Origin of the sequence: Chromobacterium alkanivorans, assembly GCF_016937655.1 — a bacterium.
GTDB classification, from domain to species: Bacteria; Pseudomonadota; Gammaproteobacteria; order Burkholderiales; family Chromobacteriaceae; genus Chromobacterium; species Chromobacterium alkanivorans.
In genome coordinates this window covers 1-16,960 of record NZ_JAFHKL010000006.1, presented here as the reverse complement: position 1 = coordinate 16,960, position 16,960 = coordinate 1, and the positions used below count along the sequence as shown (strand labels likewise).

Below are 16,960 nucleotides of genomic sequence, written 5' to 3'. Positions count from 1 at the left end.
CAAGCCATGAACACTCAAGCCATGTCCCCGGAGCAATCGCCTCTGGGCAAAACCGTCAGCTACCAGGACCATTACGCCCCCGGCCTGCTGTTTCCGATCCCGCGCCAGGTCAAGCGCGACGAAATCGGCGTGGACGCCGCCGCGCTGCCGTTTGCCGGCGTGGACATCTGGACCGGTTTCGAACTGTCCTGGCTCAACGCCCGCGGCAAGCCGCAGGTGGGCATCGCCACCTTCCGCATCCCGGCCGACAGCCCGAACCTGATCGAGTCCAAATCGTTCAAGCTCTATCTGAACAGCTATAACCAGACCCGGATGGCCGGCCTGGACGCGCTGCGCCGCCAGTTGGCCGACGACCTGTCCGCCGCCGCCGGCAAGCCGATAGGCGTGGACATCATGCTGCCGCAGCAGTTTGGCGACGAAACCATCGCCGAACCGGCCGGCGACTGCATCGACGATCTGGACATCGAGGTGGACAACTACGCGCCCTGCCCGCAGATCCTGCGCGCCGACGCCGGCGAGGTGGTCAGCGAAACCCTGTGCAGCCATCTGCTGAAGTCCAACTGCCTGGTCACCGGCCAGCCGGACTGGGGCAGCGTGCAGATCCGCTACACCGGCCCGCGGCTGGACCGCGAGGCGCTGCTGCGCTATCTGATCGGCTTCCGCCAGCACAATGAATTCCACGAGCAATGCGTGGAGCGCATCTTCACCGACCTGCTGCGCGCCTGCGCGCCCAGCCGGCTCACCGTCTACGCGCGCTACACCCGCCGCGGCGGCCTGGACATCAATCCCTTCCGCAGCAATTGCGGCGAGATGCCGGTGGGGAATACCCGCACCGCGCGGCAATAAGATCTTTCCGGACGGGAAAAGCGAACAGGCCGGCGAATGCCGGCCTGTTTGTCGTTCTGGAAACCATGATCAATGGTTCTGAGAGCCTGTTCAGAATCTCGCGAGCAAGAGCGAGACAAGGCGAAAACCGCTGAGAAAGCGGAATGTACAGATGGTACATGAGCATTTCGAAGCGGGTTTCAACGCCGTATCGCCGATGCGCAGCAGACTTTGAACAGCTTCTTAAGGGTAGAACCAATACAAGCTATACCCCATCGCATGCACCTTGCCGGCGTCCAGCCGCATGGTCACCTTGACCTCGCTGTTGGAGTTGAAATGGCCGAGCTTGAAGTCGTCCGGCTTCAGGTATTCCTTGGGCGCGAACACTTTGCGGATCAGCACCTGATCGTCGGAATCCTTCAAGGTCACTTCCAGCATCGGATAAGCCTGGGAGTAAGTGGCGTGGTTCTTCAGCGTGGCGGACAGCTGGATCAGATTGGGGAAATCGGGGACAAAGGCCAGTTCCGACCACTCGGTGCGCACGCGGGCGATGTCGGTGGGCCAGGGCACCGCACAGCCCACCGCGTCGCACAGGCTTTCCAGCGTAGGGCGCAGTTCCGGCACTTCCGCGGCGATGCGGGTGCGGTTGAAATACACCAGCTGGCCGGCCAACACCAGCACGCCGATCGCCGAGGCGATCACGGCCAGGAAGGTCAGCGCCGGGTGGCGACGACGCGGCGCCTCGTCCTCATCGTCGTCGACGTGGCTGAGCGGCGACTCGACGCGCGGCTCCGGCGCCGGCGCGGGCTTGACCGGCGGCGCTTCAAACAGGGGCTCAGGCGCCGCTTCAGGCTCCGGTTCCGGAGCGGGACGGCGGCGGTTGCCGAACACTTCCGGCGCCGGCTCCTCCGGCGCGGCGTCTTCCGCGCCAAACGGGTTGCCCAGCGGCGCGCTGACATGGCGATTCTGCATCGCCTCCGCCAAAGCGCGTTGGAACTCCTCGACGTCGGCGCGCGCGGCCGGGGCCTCCTCCGCCATAGGCGGCGGCATCAGCAACTCGTCCGGCGGCGCTTCCGCCGCGCTGGCGCCCGGATCGAAATCCGGCACTTCCAGCTCGAAATCGTCCAGCGCCTCGCGCGGCTGGGCCGGCTGCGGCGGAACGGCCGGCTGCGGCGCCGCGGCGCGCGGAGGCTCCGCCGGCGGCGCTTCCGCTGCGACGAAATGCTCGGTGGCGTTGAACACATGCGAACAGCGCCCGCAGCGCACCAAGCCATTGGCGGCCGCTAACTGGGCATCATTGACCTTGAAGCGTGTCTGGCAATTGGGGCACTGTGTCGTATATGTCATACCGTGGGGCGTCGGGTTCCTGTCAGTCTGGTCCATCCTTCGTCGAACACCGGAGCATCCATCTGGAACCATTGTTCGTAGATGGCGGACAGCTCTTCGGCTTGTTCGGCGAGAATGCCTGAAAGCACGATTCTACCACCGGTTTTGACGTGGCTCGCCAGCAACTGGCCCAACATGCGCAGCGGATTGGCCAGAATATTGGCCAGTACCACGTCGTAAACCGCTTCCGGGTTCTGATCCGGCAGGCAGAAATCCGCCTTGACCTGGTTCTGCTCGGCGTTGTCCTGGCTGGCCCGCACCGCCTGCGCGTCGATGTCCACGCCCAAGGCCGAGGCCGCGCCCAGCTTGAGCGCGGCGATGGCAAGGATGCCGGAGCCGCAGCCGTAGTCCAGCACGCTTTCGCCGCCTTGTAGCTGCGCGTCCAGCCATTGCAGGCACAAGCGCGTGGTGGGGTGGCTGCCGGTGCCGAAAGCCAGGCCCGGGTCCAATTGCAGATTGACCGCGTTCGGTGCCGGCGGCTCGTGCCAGGTCGGCGTGATCCACAGCCGGTCCGAAATCCGGATCGGGTCGAACTGCGACTGGGTCAGACGCACCCAGTCCTGCTCTTCCACCCGCTCCATGCTGTAGCTGGGCAGGCTCAGGCCGCAGGCGTTGGCGGCGGCGGCGATCAGCAGGGCCACGTCGGCCGCTTCATCAAACAGGGTGATGATGCGGCTGCGGCTCCACAGCTTGTCCACCGGCTCGCCGGGCTCGCCGAAAATGGGTTCTTCGCGCTCGGTGCCGGCAAAAGCGTCTTCGATCGCGGTGGACAGCGCGCCGGCGTCCATCAGCGCGTCGGCCAGACGCTCGGCAACGGTTGACTCGGCGTCAATGGTGGCTTGCAGCCAGGCCATCAGGCGCCCCCTTTTTTCTGCTGCGACAAACGCTGCTCCAGATAGTGAATGCACGTGCCGCCGCGCTGGAAAGCCGCGTCCATGAACAGTTCCTGATGCAGCGGGATATTGGTCTTGATGCCGGAAATGGAGATTTCCGACAGCGCCACCCGCATCCGCGCCATCGCCTGCTCGCGGGTATCGCCGAAGGCGATCAGCTTGCCCACCATGGAATCGTAATGCGAAGGCACGGTGTAGCCCTGGTAAATATGCGAATCGATGCGAATGCCCGGGCCGCCGGCCGGGTGGTAGCTTTCGATCTTGCCCGGGGACGGCACGAAGGTGAACGGGTCCTCGGCGTTGATCCGGCACTCCATCGCATGGCCGCGCAACACCACGTCCTTCTGTTTGTAGCGCAGTTTCTCGCCTGCGGCGATGCGGATCTGTTCCTGCACGATGTCGATGCCGGTGATCATCTCGGTCACCGGGTGCTCAACCTGCACGCGGGTGTTCATCTCGATGAAGTAGAACTCGCCGCGCTCGAACAGGAATTCGAAGGTGCCGGCGCCGCGGTAGCCGATGCGGCGGCAGGCTTCGGCGCAGGCTTCGCCTATCTTCTGGCGTTGCTTGTCGGTGATGCCCGGCGCCGGCGCTTCCTCGATGATCTTCTGGTGGCGGCGCTGCATCGAGCAGTCGCGCTCGCCCAGATAGATGGCGTTGCCGTATTCGTCGGCCAGGATCTGGATTTCGATGTGGCGCGGCTCTTCCAGGAATTTTTCCATGTAGACGGTGGGATTGCCGAAAGCCGCGCCGGCCTCGGTGCGGGTCATCTGCACCGAGTTGATCAAAGCGCCTTCGGTATGCACCACGCGCATGCCGCGGCCGCCGCCGCCGCCGGCGGCCTTGATGATCACCGGGAAGCCGATCTTCTTGGCGATCTTGACGATCTCGGCCGGATCGTCCGGCAAAGCGCCGTCGGAGCCCGGCACGCAGGGCACGCCGGCTTCAATCATCGCGTTCTTGGCCGACACCTTGTCGCCCATCTGGCGGATGGTGTCCGGACGCGGACCGATGAACACGAAGCCGGATTGCTCGACGCGCTCGGCGAAGTCGGCGTTTTCCGACAGGAAGCCGTAACCCGGGTGGATGGCCTGGGAATCGGTCACCTCGGCGGCGGCGATCAGGGCCGGCACGTTCAGATAGCTCTTGCCGCTGGGCGCCGGGCCGATGCAGACCGATTCGTCGGCCAGCTTCACGTACTTGGCTTCGCGGTCGGCCTCGGAATGCACCACCACGGTCTTGATGCCCATTTCGCGGCAGGCGCGCTGGATACGCAGGGCGATTTCACCCCGGTTGGCAATCAGAATTTTTTCAAACATGGAATTCTCCGCTGGCGGATTCCGCGGCCGGCGTCGTCGCCGGCGGGGGCCGCCAATGCTGTCGTGGCAAACGACAAGGGCACAGACGCTGCGCCGTGCCCTGTTGCCGTCAGCCTGTCGTCTGGCTTACTCGATGATGAACAGCGGCTCGCCGAATTCCACCGGCTGGCCGTCTTCAACCAGAATGGCCTTGACCACGCCGGAGCGGTCGGCTTCGATCTCGTTCATCAGCTTCATCGCTTCGATGATGCACAGGGTGTCGCCGGCGTTGACGCTCTGACCCACTTCGATGAAGCTCTTGGCGCCCGGGCTCGGCGAACGGTAGAAGGTGCCCACCATGGGCGACTTCATCGCGTTCTTGTCGTTGCTGGCCGGCGCGGCGGCTTCGGCGGCCGGGGCCGCGGCGGCCGGGGCGGCGTTGGGCACTTGCAGCGCGGTCATCGGCTGAGCGTAGGCCATTTGCGGCGCGGCGGATACGCGGGTGATGCGGACTTTTTCTTCCCCCTCGGTCACCTCGAGTTCGGCAATGCCGGATTCCTCGACGAGATCGATCAGCTTCTTGAGTTTACGGAGATCCATTGATAATCCTTCGAGTGGGATATTCGGTAGAGTGAGTTAGGCTTGCGCGGCAAGATGCCGGATGGCGTGCGCAAGCGCCAGTTCATAGCCGTGGGCGCCGAATCCGCAGATCACGCCGACCGCGAGGTCGGAGAAATACGAATGCTTGCGGAACGGTTCGCGGGCATGAACGTTGGAAAGGTGGACTTCGATAAACGGCACTTGCACCGCCGCCAGCGCATCGCGCAAGGCGACGCTGGTATGGGTGAAAGCGGCCGGATTGACCAGAATGAAGGCAGTACCGTCATGCAGGCACTGCTGCACGCGATCAATCAACACATATTCCGCATTGCTCTGCAATGCCGACAATTCAAACCCCGCGGCGCTAGCCTGCTGTTCCAGCCGCTGGTTGATATCGTCAAGCGTTTCCCGGCCGTAGTGCTGCGGCTCCCGCTGTCCCAGCAGATTGAGGTTGGGGCCGTGCAACACGAGGATTTTTCCGGTCAAAGCCTGCTCCTGTTTATCATCTTGGGCGCGAGTTTGCCGCAATTCGCTGCAAGATGTCTAGCTTTTGCATCATTTCAAACAGTTGTTTGGATGCCGAACACGGCGGTTCTTCGAGTCAAAGCACTAGTATCCACGGGCGTTTTTCCGCCTGGCAAGTTTTTACCGCCTTGCCGAAAATCGATGTTGATTCAGCGCAAATCCAGCCACTTCGCTCACTAAGCTGATGCCGGCGGCCGGCGGCGCGGGTATAATTTGCCGATTCTGAATCTTTTACGTCTTATGCAGCTTTCCGACTTCGACTACCACCTGCCCGAGCAGCTGATCGCCCAGCACCCTCCGGCCGAGCGCGGCGCCAGCCGCCTGCTGCGCGTGGCCGGCCATGACCGCGCCGATCTGCGCTTCACCGACTTCATCGACCAGGTCAGTCCCGGCGACGTGATGGTGTTCAACGACACCCGCGTGATCAAGGCGCGGCTGTTCGGCGAAAAAGCCAGCGGCGGCAAGATCGAGGCGCTGATAGAACGCGTGCTGGACGCCCACACCGCGCTGGCCCACGTCCGCGCCTCCAAATCGCCCAAACCCGGCACCCGGCTGATCTTCGCCGATCGCTGGGAGGCGGAGATGGTAGAGCGCCACGGCGAACTGTTCAAGCTGCGCTTCCTGGCCGAGGACAATCTGTTCGACATCCTGGAAGCCTCCGGCAAGCTGCCGCTGCCGCCTTATATAGAACGCGGCGCCGGCGACGAGGATGACGAGCGCTATCAAACCGTCTACGCCCGCGAACGCGGCGCGGTGGCGGCGCCCACCGCCGGCCTGCATTTCACCGAAGACATGCTGGAGCAGCTGCGCGCCAAGGGCGTGCGCCTGGCCTACGTGACGCTGCACGTCGGCGCCGGCACCTTCCAGCCGGTGCGGGTGGACAATATCGCCGAGCACAAGATGCACAGCGAGATCTACGAAGTGCCGGAAACCACTCGCGCGCTGATCGCCGAGGCTCACGCCGCCGGCCGCAAAGTGCTGTCGGTGGGCACCACCAGCATGCGCGCGCTGGAATCCGCCGCCCGCGGCGGCGAACTGGCCGCCGGCTGCGGCGAAACCGACATCTTCATCACCCCGGGCTACCGCTTCCGGGTGGTGGACCGTCTGCTGACCAATTTCCACCTGCCCAAGTCCACGCTGCTGATGCTGGTGTCGGCCTTCGCCGGCTACGAGGAAATCCGCGCCGCCTACCAGCACGCGGTGGAGCGGGAATACCGTTTCTTCAGCTATGGCGACGCCATGCTGCTGGAACGCAAAGACTGACGCGCGGCCCCATCGGCCGCCTTTGAGGATAGACCATGTCCGGACTCACCCCCGACGCGCCCGCGCCGCAGGAAATCCAGCTGCACGCGGTGTCGCGCGTGCTGGAAATCAGCTTCGACGACGGCGCCCGCTTCGAGCTGCCCTGCGAATACCTGCGCGTCTACTCGCCCTCGGCTGAAGTGCGCGGCCACGGCGCCGGCCAGGAAGTGCTGCAAGTGGGCAAGCGCCACGTCGCCGTCACCGCGCTGGAGCCGGTGGGCCATTACGCGCTGAAGATCACCTTCGACGACGGCCACGACAGCGGACTGTACAGCTGGAGCTATCTATACGAGCTGGGCGCCAAGCGCGACCAGTACTGGCAGGATTATCTCAATCGCCTCGCCGCCGCAGGCGCGAGCAGGGAGTGACCATGGACAAGACGACCCACTTCGGCTTCAAGACCGTTGCCGAAAGCGAAAAAGCCGCCAAGGTGGCCGATGTGTTCCACTCGGTGGCCAAGAAATACGATGTGATGAACGACCTGATGTCCGGCGGGCTGCACCGGGTGTGGAAGCATTTCACCCTGACCACCTCCGGCGTCAAGGCAGGCGACAAGGTACTGGACATCGCCGGCGGCACCGGCGACCTGTCGCGCGGCTGGGCCAAGCGCGTGGGCAAGAGCGGCGAGGTATGGCTGACCGACATCAACAGCTCGATGCTGACCGTGGGCCGCGACCGGCTGCTGGACGACGGCCTGATGCTGCCGGTGTCGCTGGCCGACGCCGAGAAGCTGCCCTTCCCCGACAATTACTTCGACGCGGTGTCGGTGGCTTTCGGCCTGCGCAACATGACCCACAAGGACGCGGCGCTGAAGGAAATGTGCCGGGTGCTGAAGCCGGGCGGCAAACTGATGGTGCTGGAGTTCTCCAAGGTGTGGAAGCCGCTGTCGCCGTTCTACGACTTCTACTCCTTCAAGGCGCTGCCGGTGATGGGCAAGCTGGTGGCAAACGACCCCGACAGCTACCAATACCTGGCCGAATCCATCCGCATGCACCCTGACCAGGACACCTTGAAGCAGATGATGCTGGACGCCGGCTTCGGCAAGGTGGACTACCACAATATGACCGGCGGCGTGGTTGCGCTGCACAAGGGCTACAAGTTCTAAGAACCTGTTTACGATCTGCTGCGCGTCGGCGATACCGCGTTGAAACCAACTTCGAAATGCTCATGTACCTCCCGTACATTCCGCTTTCTCAGCTGTTTTCGCCTTGTCTCGCCTTAGCTCGCGAGATCGTAAATACGTTCTAAGATCCTGCTCAAAGTCTGCTGCGCTGCGGCGATACGGCGTTGAAAACGCCTTCAGCTCGCTCTTGCTCGCGAGACTTTGAACAGCTTCTAAGAGCCTGATTACGATCCGCTGCGCTCCGGCGATGCGGCCTTGATCAGACCAGACCCCTTCACCTTCCATCCACGGAGACAGCGCATGGGTATTCAGATCGCGGCGTTCAACCACCTGCTGAACCAACACCCGGCGGTGCGGGCGGAACTGGCCGCGCACGCCGGACGGCGCGTCGCCGTGGCGCTGCCGCCCTTCCACGTGGCCGGCGTGTTCACCGACGACGGCTGGCTGGCCGCCTGCGAGGGCGAGCCGGAGGCCACGGTGCGGCTCAAGCACGCCGTCGCGCTGGCGGCGGTGGCCGGCCGCGACCCGGCGCTGAGCGACATCCAGCTGGAAGGCGACGCCGAACTGGCCGCCGCCGTCGGCCGCTTGCTGGGCCGCCTGCAGTGGAGCGCCGCCGAGGACCTATCCCGACTGGTGGGCGACGCCGCCGCCCAGCGCGCGGAAACCCTGGCGCGCGGCCTGCTCGGCTTCAAAGGCCAGGTGGCCTGGCGGCTGGCCGCCAACTGGGTGGAGCACCTGCGCGAGGAAACGCCGGTGCTGGCCGGCCGCCGTCAGGTGCAAGGCTTCGTCGCAGCGGTGGACACCTTGCGCGACGACGCCGGCCGCCTGGAAAAACGCCTGGCGCGGCTGCAGGCCGCGCTGCAACAAGAACAGACAAAGGCCTGACGGCACATGCGGATTTCGCGCTTTTTCAAGATTGTTTCCACCTTCTACCGCTTCGGCCTGGACGACTTCCTGGAAGGCCATTCCAAGCTCGGCTTCGTCCACAAGCTGTTCGGCCTGCTGCCGCTGCGCCGCGACGCCAGCGCGCCGCTGCCGCAACGAGTGCGGCTGGCGCTGGAAAGCCTGGGGCCCATCTTCGTCAAGTTCGGCCAGGTGCTGTCCACCCGCCGCGATCTGCTGCCGCCGGACTACGCCGACGAGCTGGCGAGGCTGCAGGACCGGGTGCCGCCTTACGACGGCCTGCAAGCGCGCGAGATGATAGAACGCAGCCTGGGCCGCAAGGTGGACGAACTCTACGTCGACTTCGACAACACCCCGGTGGCCAGCGCCTCGGTGGCCCAGGTGCACAAGGCCTGGCTGCGCCAGCCCGACGGCGGCCGCGGCCGCGAAGTGGCGGTCAAGGTGCTGCGCCCCGGCATCCAGCCGGTGATAGAGCAGGACCTGGCGCTGATGGCCACGCTGGCCGGCTGGGTGGAAAAGCTGTTCACCGACGGCAAGCGGCTGAAGCCGCGCGAAGTCGTCGCCGAGTTCGACAAATACCTGCACGACGAACTGGACATGATGCACGAGGCCGCCAACGCCTCGCAGCTGCGCCGCAACTTCAAGAACTCGGACATGCTGATCGTGCCCGAGGTGTTCTACGACTACACCAGCCGCGACGTGCTGACGCTGGAATGGATGCACGGCATCCCGGTGGGCCAGGTGGAACGGCTGCGCGAAGCCGGCGTGGACCTCTCCAGGCTCAGCCGCTTCGGCGTGGAAATCTTCTTCACCCAGGTGTTCCGCCACGGCTTCTTCCACGCCGACATGCACCCGGGCAATATCTTCGTCGCCGCCGACGGCCGCTACATCGCGCTGGACTTCGGCATCGTCGGCACGCTGACCGACACCGACAAGCACTACCTGGCGGTCAACTTCCTCGCCTTCTTCAACCGCGACTACCACCGCGTGGCCACCGCCCACATCGAATCCGGCTGGGTGCCGAAAGACACCCGCGCCGAGGAACTAGAAGCGGCGGTGCGCACCGTGTGCGAACCCATCTTCGAGAAGCCGCTGTCGGAAATCTCCTTCGGCATGGTGCTGCTGCGCCTGTTCGAAACCAGCCGCCGCTTCAATGTGGAGATCCAGCCGCAACTGGTGCTGCTGCAAAAGACCCTGCTCAATATCGAAGGCCTGGGCCGCCAGCTGGACCCCAATCTGGATCTGTGGGACACCGCCAAGCCCTTCCTGACCAAGTGGATGAACGAGCAGATAGGCTGGCGCGGCCTGCTGCGCACGCTGAAGCACGAAGCGCCGCAATGGGCCACCACCCTGCCCACGCTGCCGCGCAAGCTCAACGACGCGCTGTCCTCCGCCAACAGCGAGCTGCTGATCAGCGGCTATATCCAGCTGATGCGGGAACAGAAGCGCCAGAACTGGCTGCTGGCGCTGATCGCCGTTCTGCTGGCGGCGCTGCTGCTGAAGAACTGGCTATGATTCAGAGTTCGCGCAGCGCCGTCCCCTCCGCCGGCTTGCGCAGCCAGCCCTCCAACAGCTTGTAGCTGTCCAGATCGAAGGACGGCTCGCCCTCCAGCGGGCCGCCGTCGCGCTGGCGCGAGCCCAGATAGCACCAGCGGTCGAACACATGCTCGGCGCGCTCGCCGGTCACCTCGTCGGTCTCCACCACCGCGATCGCGCCGGCGAACGGCCAGGCCTTCACCTTCAGCTTGGCCAAGGCCCCCAGCAGCCGGATATTGTGCACCTCGGCCGGCTCGCGGCCGACACAGGCACCGCGGCAGCGGCCCAGCTTCAAGGCCGCGCACGGCGCGCCCTTGCGGCTGGTCACCGCCTCCACCCCCAGCACCGATTGGCACAAGGCGTTGCCCAGCGCGATCTCCGCCAGGATCTTGCGCGCCTCGCGCGCGTGGCGGAACAGGCCGTACAAATCCGCGGTGCGGCTGAAGTCCAGCTCGCGCGCGTACACCACCTTGGGACGGGTGAAGCCGTCCTCAGTCACCAGCTGGATGGAACACAGCTCCGGGCTCAGCTTGCCGCGATGGTTGTGCCGCGGCGCCAAGGCGTGGACGCGCTGCAGCTCCAGCAGATGCGCGCCGAACTCGCCCAGGGTCTCCCGCCACTCCACCCGGCCAATGGGCTCGCCGATATGCACCTCGCGACTCTTGCCGCCGCCCTTGACCGCGGCGAAATGCGCCAGCACCCGGTTGCGCAGATTGCTTCCTCGGCCCACGTACAAGGGCTTGCCGTCCTCGCCGTACAGCGTGTACACCCCCGGCACGTCCGGCAGCAGCTCCAGTTGCTCCTGCAGCGCCTCCGGCAGGCCGGCCAGCTCCGGCGGCGCGGCCAATACCGCCGCCATCGCCGCTTCCAGCGCCTCCGCGCCCAGCTCCTGATTGGCGAGGCCCAGAAAGCGATGCACCGCCTCCGCGTCCGCCAGCGCCCGGTGGCGCTCCGGCAGGCGGATGTCGTGCCGCTCTATCAGGCTGTCCAGGCTGTGCTTGAAAAACTGCGGGTAGAGCCGGCGCGACAGCTTCACCGTGCACAGCGACTGACTCTGGAAGCGCAGGCCGGCGCGGCGGAATTCGTTTTTCAGAAAGCCGTAGTCGAAGCGCGCGTTATGCGCCAGGAACAGGCGGCCGGACAGCATCGCCAGCAAACGCTCGGCCAGCTCGGCGAAGCTCGGCGCTTCCGCCACCATGGCGTCGGAAATGCCGGTCATGTTCTCGATGAAGGGAGGGATGGGCTGGCCGGGATTGATCAGAGAGCTGAAGCGCTCCACCCGGTCGCCGTCGATCAGGATGACGCCCACCTCGGTGATGCGGTCGCGGCTGATGTGGCCGCCGGTGGTTTCCAAGTCGACGATGGCGCAAGGCTGGGCAAACAGAGGGTTCAATGTCTCGCTTTCGAGTGCGGCGCACGGCGGCTTGATTGCACTATAGCCGCCGCCCTGGCCCCGCAAGGTTGCAAATCAAGAGCGGCATTTTACTCCAAGAGCCGGGCCGCGCCCCGCTTTCCGCCGCGTCCGCCCTCCGCTACTTCGCCTTCGCCACCGGGATGTCCTCCCAGCGCGTGGTGTAGGCCGGCGACAGCATGTCCTGCTTCATCTTCCACGGCTGCTCCAGCCCTTCCGCCAACAGCTTGACCATGCCGCGGCCCATGCGCTGGTTGATCGCGTCCAGCGCCGCCATCAGGCGCCGCCCTTTCTCCGGGTCCGCCCCCTCGGCGAACAGATCCGGCTGCGCCCGCTCCGCGTCCACCAGCTGCCAGGCCATCACCCCGCATTTCTGGTAGCCGGCGCCGGGCCGCCACAAGCGCTCGACCGCCCGCCCGGCCGCGGCCACCAGCACCCGGCTGTCCGCGCTGGCCGGCAACAGCGGCACCACCTCGCTGTCGCGCTGCACCGTGCCTTGCTGGTAGACGCCGCGCTGCAGGCTCACTTGCAGGAAGCCGGCCAGCGAGCCCTGCCGCCGCAAGCGCTCCGCCACCTGCGCCGCGTGCATCGCCACCGCCTCGCGCGCCTCCTCCAGCCGCGTCACCTTGTGGCCGAAGGAACGCGTGGACATCAAGGACTGCCGCGGCGGCAGCGCCTCCTCCAGGCTCAGGCAGGACAGGCCGTCCAGTTCGTCGGCGATGCGCGCCACGGTGACGCCGAAGCGGCGGATCAGCCAATCCCGGTCCGCCGCCGCCAGCGCCGCGGCGTGGCCGATGCGCTCCAGCCTCAGCTTGAGCGACAGCTTGCGGCCCACGCCCCAAACCTCCTCCACCGGCACCGCGGCCAGCACGCCGCGGCGCTCCTCCGCGTCCAACGCTTGCAGATTCATCACCCCCTCGCTGGACGGATCCTGCTTGGCCAGGTGGTTGGCCAGCTTGGCCAGGGTCTTGCTGGGACCGATGCCGACGCACACCGGCAGGCCCAGGCCGCGCAGCATCGCGTCGCGCATCGCTTGCGCCAGCCGTTCCGGTTCCGGCTCGCCGGCGATGTCCAGAAAGCATTCGTCTATCGAATACACCTCCTGCGCGCGCGCGAAGCCGGCCAGCAAACGCATCGCGCGGCCGGACAAATCGCCGTACAGGGTGTAATTGGAGGAAAACACCGCCACGCCCAACTGCTCCAGCCGCGCCTTGTGCAGGAAATAAGGCGCGCCCATGGGCACGCCCAGCGCCTTGGCTTCGGCCGAGCGCGACACGATGCAGCCGTCGTTGTTGGACAACACGACAATCGGCGCGCCGGCCAGCCGCGGGTTGAACACCCGCTCGCAGGAAGCGTAAAAGGAATTGCAATCGACTTGGGCGTAGCAGGATGGCATGGCTGGGTGGAATGGAGCGAATCCGGCGCGGTGGGGATGCTTACAGTGTAGCGTTCGCGGCCAGGCGGAAGCGAGCGCGCGGCGAAAAACGGCGCGCCGTCCCGAAGGAGGCGCGCCGTTTCCACTATTCTCTAGCGTCAGAGAGCGAGGCTGTCCAGCAAGGGCGAGGAGAACAGGCGATACGGGTCATAGGCCGCCAGCGCCGCCTTGGCCGCGTCCCAGTTGGCCGCCGCCGGCTGGCCGGCGCGGAAGGCGTTGGGGATGGTCGTCTGCAGCATGGCGGAATCCGCCCACGCCGCCTGATCGGTATAGCCCCAGCCCTTGGACCACTCCGGGCGCACCGCCGCGTAGGAACCGTTGAAATTGGCTTCTATCCACTGTTCGATCTCGCGATAGAACTGGTTGGCGTACGGCGTGCCCGGCAGCGTCAGGATGTCCAGCCACACGGCGACGTTCCACTCCGGATGGTCCGGCCGCGGGCGGATGGCGGACAAGGCCGGCGCCACGCCGCCGCCGAGCGCCGCCTCGCTGGGATCGTCCAGCCCGGTCACGCGGATCTCCACCGGCCCGTTCATAGGATAGCGGCCCTGCTGCTGATAAGCCTGCACCCGCGCCTGATAGAAGGTGACGAATTCATTGAGCACGCGCTGCACGTTTTCGCGGCGGGTCAGCACCGCGTAGCCGTTGGCGGTGACGCGCAGCGTGGTGGGCTTGACGTAGAGCAGCAGGTTTTTGGACCAGCCCCACAGATCCCAGCTGGCCGTCGCCACCAGGCCGGCGCTGGCCGCGGCGAACTGCGCCTTGCCGAAAGCCGGCGTCAGCTTGCCGTCGCCCAGCGACAGGATCTTGTTGGCCAGATCGGTCACTTCGTCCGGCAGATTGTCGGAGAAGGGATAGTTGAACGGTTTGTCGGTCTGGCGGGAGAACAAGGGCTTGTTCGGCGTCACCGTCCACACCTTGAGCCAGGGATTGCTGGTGAACGGGAACCAGATCGCCTCCACCCGGCCCGCGCTGTCCAGATAGCTGGCGAAAGTGCGTCCGCCGCTGCCCGCCGCGGCGAACATTTCGCCGTAGGGAATGTTGAACCAGCTCTGACAGCGCAGGCGCTGGTTGGGCGCCGCCTGCAAAGTGGCTTCCACGATCAGCGAGCGGCCCACGTGCGCCAGCAGCGGCGCGATCTGCGGATCGTTGCGGGCAAACTTGCGCAGCGCGTAGGCGCCGCTGGCCTTGTCGTAGACCACGGCGGTGAGGCTGAGCACCAGATTGCTGATCGAGCCGTAGCTGGCGCCGGCCAGCCGGCGTTCGCCCTTGGCCGGAATCGCGGTGCCGTGGCCGTTGATGGCCAGCACGCCGCCCAGGGTCAGATCCCCCGGCGCCGGCGCGGCGGTCACGCCCAGGCCGGCCTTTTCCATTCCGGTGAGCAAGGCTTCCATGGTGATGCCGGCCTGGGCGGTGACCTTGGCCACCGGACCCGAGGCGTCGATGGACATCGCGGTCAGATAACGCGTGGTGTCCAGCAGCACCACCGCCGGGCAGCTGACGCCGGCGGCCAGCGTCAGCGGCGACCAGTTGTGCATCATGCCGCGCGCCCGCACCTTGTAGCCGTTGTCCTTGGCCCAGTTGGCCACCTTCACCACCTCGTCCGCGGAGCGCGGCGCGCAGGTCCAGACATCATCCACCTTGATGTCGCCGGCCCAGTTCTTGAAGCTCTGCTTATATAGGGGAATATCGGCGGGGAAGTTATTGGGCTGGCTGCAAGTCAGCCGCGCCGCCATGATCCGTTCGGCCGGCAACCACCCCGCCAGCGCCCCCGCCGAAGTCAATTTCAAAGCCCCGGTCAAAAAGTCCCGCCGGCTGGCGGCCAATGGTTTTTCCGCATCATTCGAACTCATTCCAAAACTCCTCGCACTCTTAAAAGTAAAAATAAAAACAATACGAATTAAACAGACTTAATTTAAATCGTATTTGGCAGGAATATTTGAAAAAACATAATGGAAATCACTGCATCGGCTATCCCATTATCTTAATAGAATGACGCTATCATGTATTGCAACCATTAAAAACCTGACTTATTTACCAGTTAAATTGCTTCACTAATTTAATTCACATCGGTGTAGATTTACGCGACACACAGGCAGTCCGAAAAGCATATTTCGGCATAATACTTTCTAAAATAAGATTGGAATAACTCAAATGGAAACCTTCCCGCTTACACGCCGGCAGCTGGAAATTTATTTTCATCAATCGTTATTCTCCACGCCCGAATTATTCAACATCGGTGGTTTCATAAAGATCCAGGGCGCTCTCGATATCGACACCCTGAAAGCCGCGCTGAGCGCGCTGATGGAGCACACGCCCGCGCTGCGCATCGCCGTCGACGAGGCGGACGGTCAGCCGCGCCAGGTGCTGTGCCCGCGCCACCCTTGCCCGCTGACGGTGATAGACACCCGCGGCGAGCCGGACCCGGAGCGCGCGGCCAGGGAATGGACCGAGCGCGACTTCGCCCGCGCCTTCGCCTTCGACGGCCAAACGCCGCTGGCCGCCTACACGCTGCTGCGTCACGGGGACGAGGATTTCATCCTCTACGGCCGCTTCCACCACATCGCCTTCGACGGCTGGGCCATCGCCCGGCTCTACGGAGAGAAATGCCGCTACTACAACGGCCTGCGCCTGGGCGCGCTGCCGGAGCCGGCCCCGATGATGACGCCGGCCGAATTGGCGGAGGAAGAGGACGGCTACTACGAATCGCGCCATTACGCGAAGGACAGGCAGTACTGGCAGGACAAGCTGGCCGGTTATCAAACCCGGCTGTTCGCCGACGCCGGCGGACAACTGGCCTGCGGCCAGCACAGCTTCCAGCTGTCGGCGGAGAGCTACCGGCGGATAGGCGAACTGGCCGCCGCGCACCAGGCCACCGTCTTCCACTTTTTCATCGGCCTGATCTACACCCATGCGCTGCGGGAGTTCGGCGCCGACGATCTGCTGCTGGCGCTGCCCATCCTCAACCGCCGCAGCGCTCTGGCCAAGAACACCCCGGGGCTGTTCGCCAGCTTGTGCCCGCTGCGGCTGAAGCTCCGGCCGCACTGGAGCTTCGCCGAACTGCTCAGCCTGATACAGCGCGAACTGAGAGCCGATTTCCGCCATCACCGCTACCCGATAGGCGAAACCGAAGGCCTCAGCCGCGACCAACTGCCCTACGAGATCAGCCTGTCGTTCGAGAAACACGATTACGACGCCATGTTCGACGGCACCGTCAGCAATATGACCGCGATGCGCGCCTTGTCGCAGCACTACCCGCTGAAGATCTTCGTCCGCGAGGCGGACTCCCGCCAGCCGGTGAAAGTGGACCTCGACTACAATCTGGCCAGCTTCGCGGAACTGGACGCCGCCGCCTTCATCGACGGCGTGGAACCCTTGCTGCACAGCCTGCTGCGCGATCCCGAGCAAACCCTGGCCAAGCCCGCCCGCCGCGCCGCGCCTCCCCTCGCCGTCGCCCCGCCGCATCCCGATCTGTGCAGCTGGTTCGAACACGCCGCCCGGACCTTTCCCGAACGCGTCGCCGTCCAGGGCGAAACCACGGCCCTGCGCTACCGCGAGCTGGACGCCCGCGCCAACCAACTGGCCCGGCAATTGCTCCAGCTCGGCGTCGGCCCGGAGCAGCGCGTCGGCCTCTGCTGCCAACGTCAGCCCGATCTGCTGGTCGCCATCCTCGCCATCCTCAAGGCCGGCGCCGCCTATGTGCCGCTGGACCCCGGCTACCCC

Annotated in this window: 15 protein-coding genes; 7 read left to right on the top strand and 8 right to left on the bottom strand. The window is 65.1% G+C overall.

The genetic code is table 11. The features are described 5' to 3' along the window. Window positions 1-6 precede the first annotated feature (6 nt). Window positions 7-846, top strand: a complete 840-nt coding sequence (gene queF, locus JW897_RS11610) for an NADPH-dependent 7-cyano-7-deazaguanine reductase QueF (protein ID WP_205466225.1) — start codon at window positions 7-9, stop codon at window positions 844-846. 222 nt (window positions 847-1,068) lie between these two features. Here queF and JW897_RS11605 read toward each other — a convergent pair whose 3' ends face one another. The 5 genes from JW897_RS11605 to aroQ all read right to left on the bottom strand — a co-directional run bounded on the left by JW897_RS11605 (window position 1,069) and on the right by aroQ (window position 5,488). After that, complete coding sequence (locus JW897_RS11605; protein WP_205466223.1) at window positions 1,069-2,172, bottom strand: DUF3426 domain-containing protein; 1,104 nt, start codon at window positions 2,170-2,172, stop codon at window positions 1,069-1,071. Continuing rightward, complete coding sequence (gene prmA, locus JW897_RS11600) at window positions 2,169-3,065, bottom strand: 50S ribosomal protein L11 methyltransferase (RefSeq protein WP_048414380.1); 897 nt, start codon at window positions 3,063-3,065, stop codon at window positions 2,169-2,171. Before prmA ends, JW897_RS11605 begins: the two co-directional genes overlap by 4 nt. Beyond that, a complete protein-coding gene (accC, locus tag JW897_RS11595; protein WP_043592857.1) occupies window positions 3,065-4,423 on the bottom strand; it encodes an acetyl-CoA carboxylase biotin carboxylase subunit in 1,359 nt (452 codons plus the stop codon). Before accC ends, prmA begins: the two co-directional genes overlap by 1 nt. 126 nt (window positions 4,424-4,549) lie before the next feature. Then, window positions 4,550-5,002: an acetyl-CoA carboxylase biotin carboxyl carrier protein gene (gene accB, locus JW897_RS11590; RefSeq protein ID WP_048414381.1), complete on the bottom strand. Its 453-nt coding sequence runs from the start codon at window positions 5,000-5,002 to the stop codon at window positions 4,550-4,552. A gap of 36 nt (window positions 5,003-5,038) precedes the next feature. Next, window positions 5,039-5,488: a type II 3-dehydroquinate dehydratase gene (gene aroQ, locus JW897_RS11585; protein WP_048414432.1), complete on the bottom strand. Its 450-nt coding sequence runs from the start codon at window positions 5,486-5,488 to the stop codon at window positions 5,039-5,041. A gap of 279 nt (window positions 5,489-5,767) precedes the next feature. Here aroQ and queA point away from each other — a divergent pair, with 279 nt between their 5' ends. From queA to ubiB, 5 genes are all read left to right on the top strand, one after another. Beyond that, the gene (gene queA / locus JW897_RS11580; RefSeq protein WP_205466221.1) at window positions 5,768-6,790 is read left to right on the top strand and encodes a tRNA preQ1(34) S-adenosylmethionine ribosyltransferase-isomerase QueA; all 1,023 of its coding nucleotides are present in this window, start codon (window positions 5,768-5,770) and stop codon (window positions 6,788-6,790) included. A gap of 35 nt (window positions 6,791-6,825) precedes the next feature. Then, entirely contained in the window at window positions 6,826-7,197 is a 372-nt protein-coding gene (locus tag JW897_RS11575; RefSeq protein ID WP_205466220.1) for a gamma-butyrobetaine hydroxylase family protein, read from the top strand. Window positions 7,198-7,199: 2 nt separating this feature from the next. Beyond that, a complete protein-coding gene (gene ubiE, locus JW897_RS11570) occupies window positions 7,200-7,934 on the top strand; it encodes a bifunctional demethylmenaquinone methyltransferase/2-methoxy-6-polyprenyl-1,4-benzoquinol methylase UbiE (protein WP_048414384.1) in 735 nt (244 codons plus the stop codon). 318 nt (window positions 7,935-8,252) lie between these two features. Then, window positions 8,253-8,837 carry a ubiquinone biosynthesis accessory factor UbiJ gene (locus JW897_RS11565; RefSeq protein WP_048414385.1) on the top strand — a complete coding sequence of 195 codons (585 nt, stop codon included), beginning with the start codon at window positions 8,253-8,255 and terminating at the stop codon, window positions 8,835-8,837. A 6-nt stretch (window positions 8,838-8,843) separates the two neighbouring features. Then, complete coding sequence (gene ubiB, locus JW897_RS11560) at window positions 8,844-10,370, top strand: ubiquinone biosynthesis regulatory protein kinase UbiB (RefSeq protein WP_048414386.1); 1,527 nt, start codon at window positions 8,844-8,846, stop codon at window positions 10,368-10,370. A 1-nt stretch (window position 10,371) separates the two neighbouring features. On the opposite strand, the gene JW897_RS11555 is transcribed toward ubiB, so the two are convergent. The 3 genes from JW897_RS11555 to JW897_RS11545 all read right to left on the bottom strand — a co-directional run bounded on the left by JW897_RS11555 (window position 10,372) and on the right by JW897_RS11545 (window position 15,090). Further along, window positions 10,372-11,784 (bottom strand): exonuclease domain-containing protein, encoded by a 1,413-nt coding sequence (locus JW897_RS11555; protein ID WP_240352180.1) that lies wholly within the window; start codon window positions 11,782-11,784, stop codon window positions 10,372-10,374. 139 nt (window positions 11,785-11,923) lie between these two features. After that, window positions 11,924-13,198, bottom strand: coding sequence for a Y-family DNA polymerase (locus JW897_RS11550; protein WP_205466218.1), 1,275 nt, complete (start codon window positions 13,196-13,198; stop codon window positions 11,924-11,926). 137 nt (window positions 13,199-13,335) lie between these two features. Further along, on the bottom strand, window positions 13,336-15,090 hold the full coding sequence (locus tag JW897_RS11545; RefSeq protein WP_205466216.1) for a cholesterol oxidase substrate-binding domain-containing protein: 1,755 nt from the start codon (window positions 15,088-15,090) through the stop codon (window positions 13,336-13,338). Window positions 15,091-15,391: 301 nt separating this feature from the next. On the opposite strand from JW897_RS11545, the gene JW897_RS11540 reads away from it, so the two are divergent. Next, window positions 15,392-16,960 (top strand): condensation domain-containing protein (locus tag JW897_RS11540; protein WP_205466214.1); only part of this gene is annotated, 1,569 nt, incomplete at its 3' end.

Excerpts from the sequence above, each read along its gene's own strand:
- prmA (WP_048414380.1), bottom strand. The coding sequence starts at position 3,065 with ATGGCCTGGCTGCAAGCCACCATTGACGCCGAGTCAACCGTTGCCGAG.
- JW897_RS11605 (WP_205466223.1), bottom strand. The coding sequence starts at position 2,172 with ATGACATATACGACACAGTGCCCCAATTGCCAGACACGCTTCAAGGTC.
- JW897_RS11550 (WP_205466218.1), bottom strand. The coding sequence starts at position 13,198 with ATGCCATCCTGCTACGCCCAAGTCGATTGCAATTCCTTTTACGCTTCC.
- accC (WP_043592857.1), bottom strand. The coding sequence starts at position 4,423 with ATGTTTGAAAAAATTCTGATTGCCAACCGGGGTGAAATCGCCCTGCGT.
- JW897_RS11575 (WP_205466220.1), top strand. The coding sequence starts at position 6,826 with ATGTCCGGACTCACCCCCGACGCGCCCGCGCCGCAGGAAATCCAGCTG.
- queF (WP_205466225.1), top strand. The coding sequence starts at position 7 with ATGAACACTCAAGCCATGTCCCCGGAGCAATCGCCTCTGGGCAAAACC.
- ubiE (WP_048414384.1), top strand. The coding sequence starts at position 7,200 with ATGGACAAGACGACCCACTTCGGCTTCAAGACCGTTGCCGAAAGCGAA.
- ubiB (WP_048414386.1), top strand. The coding sequence starts at position 8,844 with ATGCGGATTTCGCGCTTTTTCAAGATTGTTTCCACCTTCTACCGCTTC.
- queA (WP_205466221.1), top strand. The coding sequence starts at position 5,768 with ATGCAGCTTTCCGACTTCGACTACCACCTGCCCGAGCAGCTGATCGCC.
- accB (WP_048414381.1), bottom strand. The coding sequence starts at position 5,002 with ATGGATCTCCGTAAACTCAAGAAGCTGATCGATCTCGTCGAGGAATCC.
- JW897_RS11545 (WP_205466216.1), bottom strand. The coding sequence starts at position 15,090 with ATGAGTTCGAATGATGCGGAAAAACCATTGGCCGCCAGCCGGCGGGAC.
- JW897_RS11565 (WP_048414385.1), top strand. The coding sequence starts at position 8,253 with ATGGGTATTCAGATCGCGGCGTTCAACCACCTGCTGAACCAACACCCG.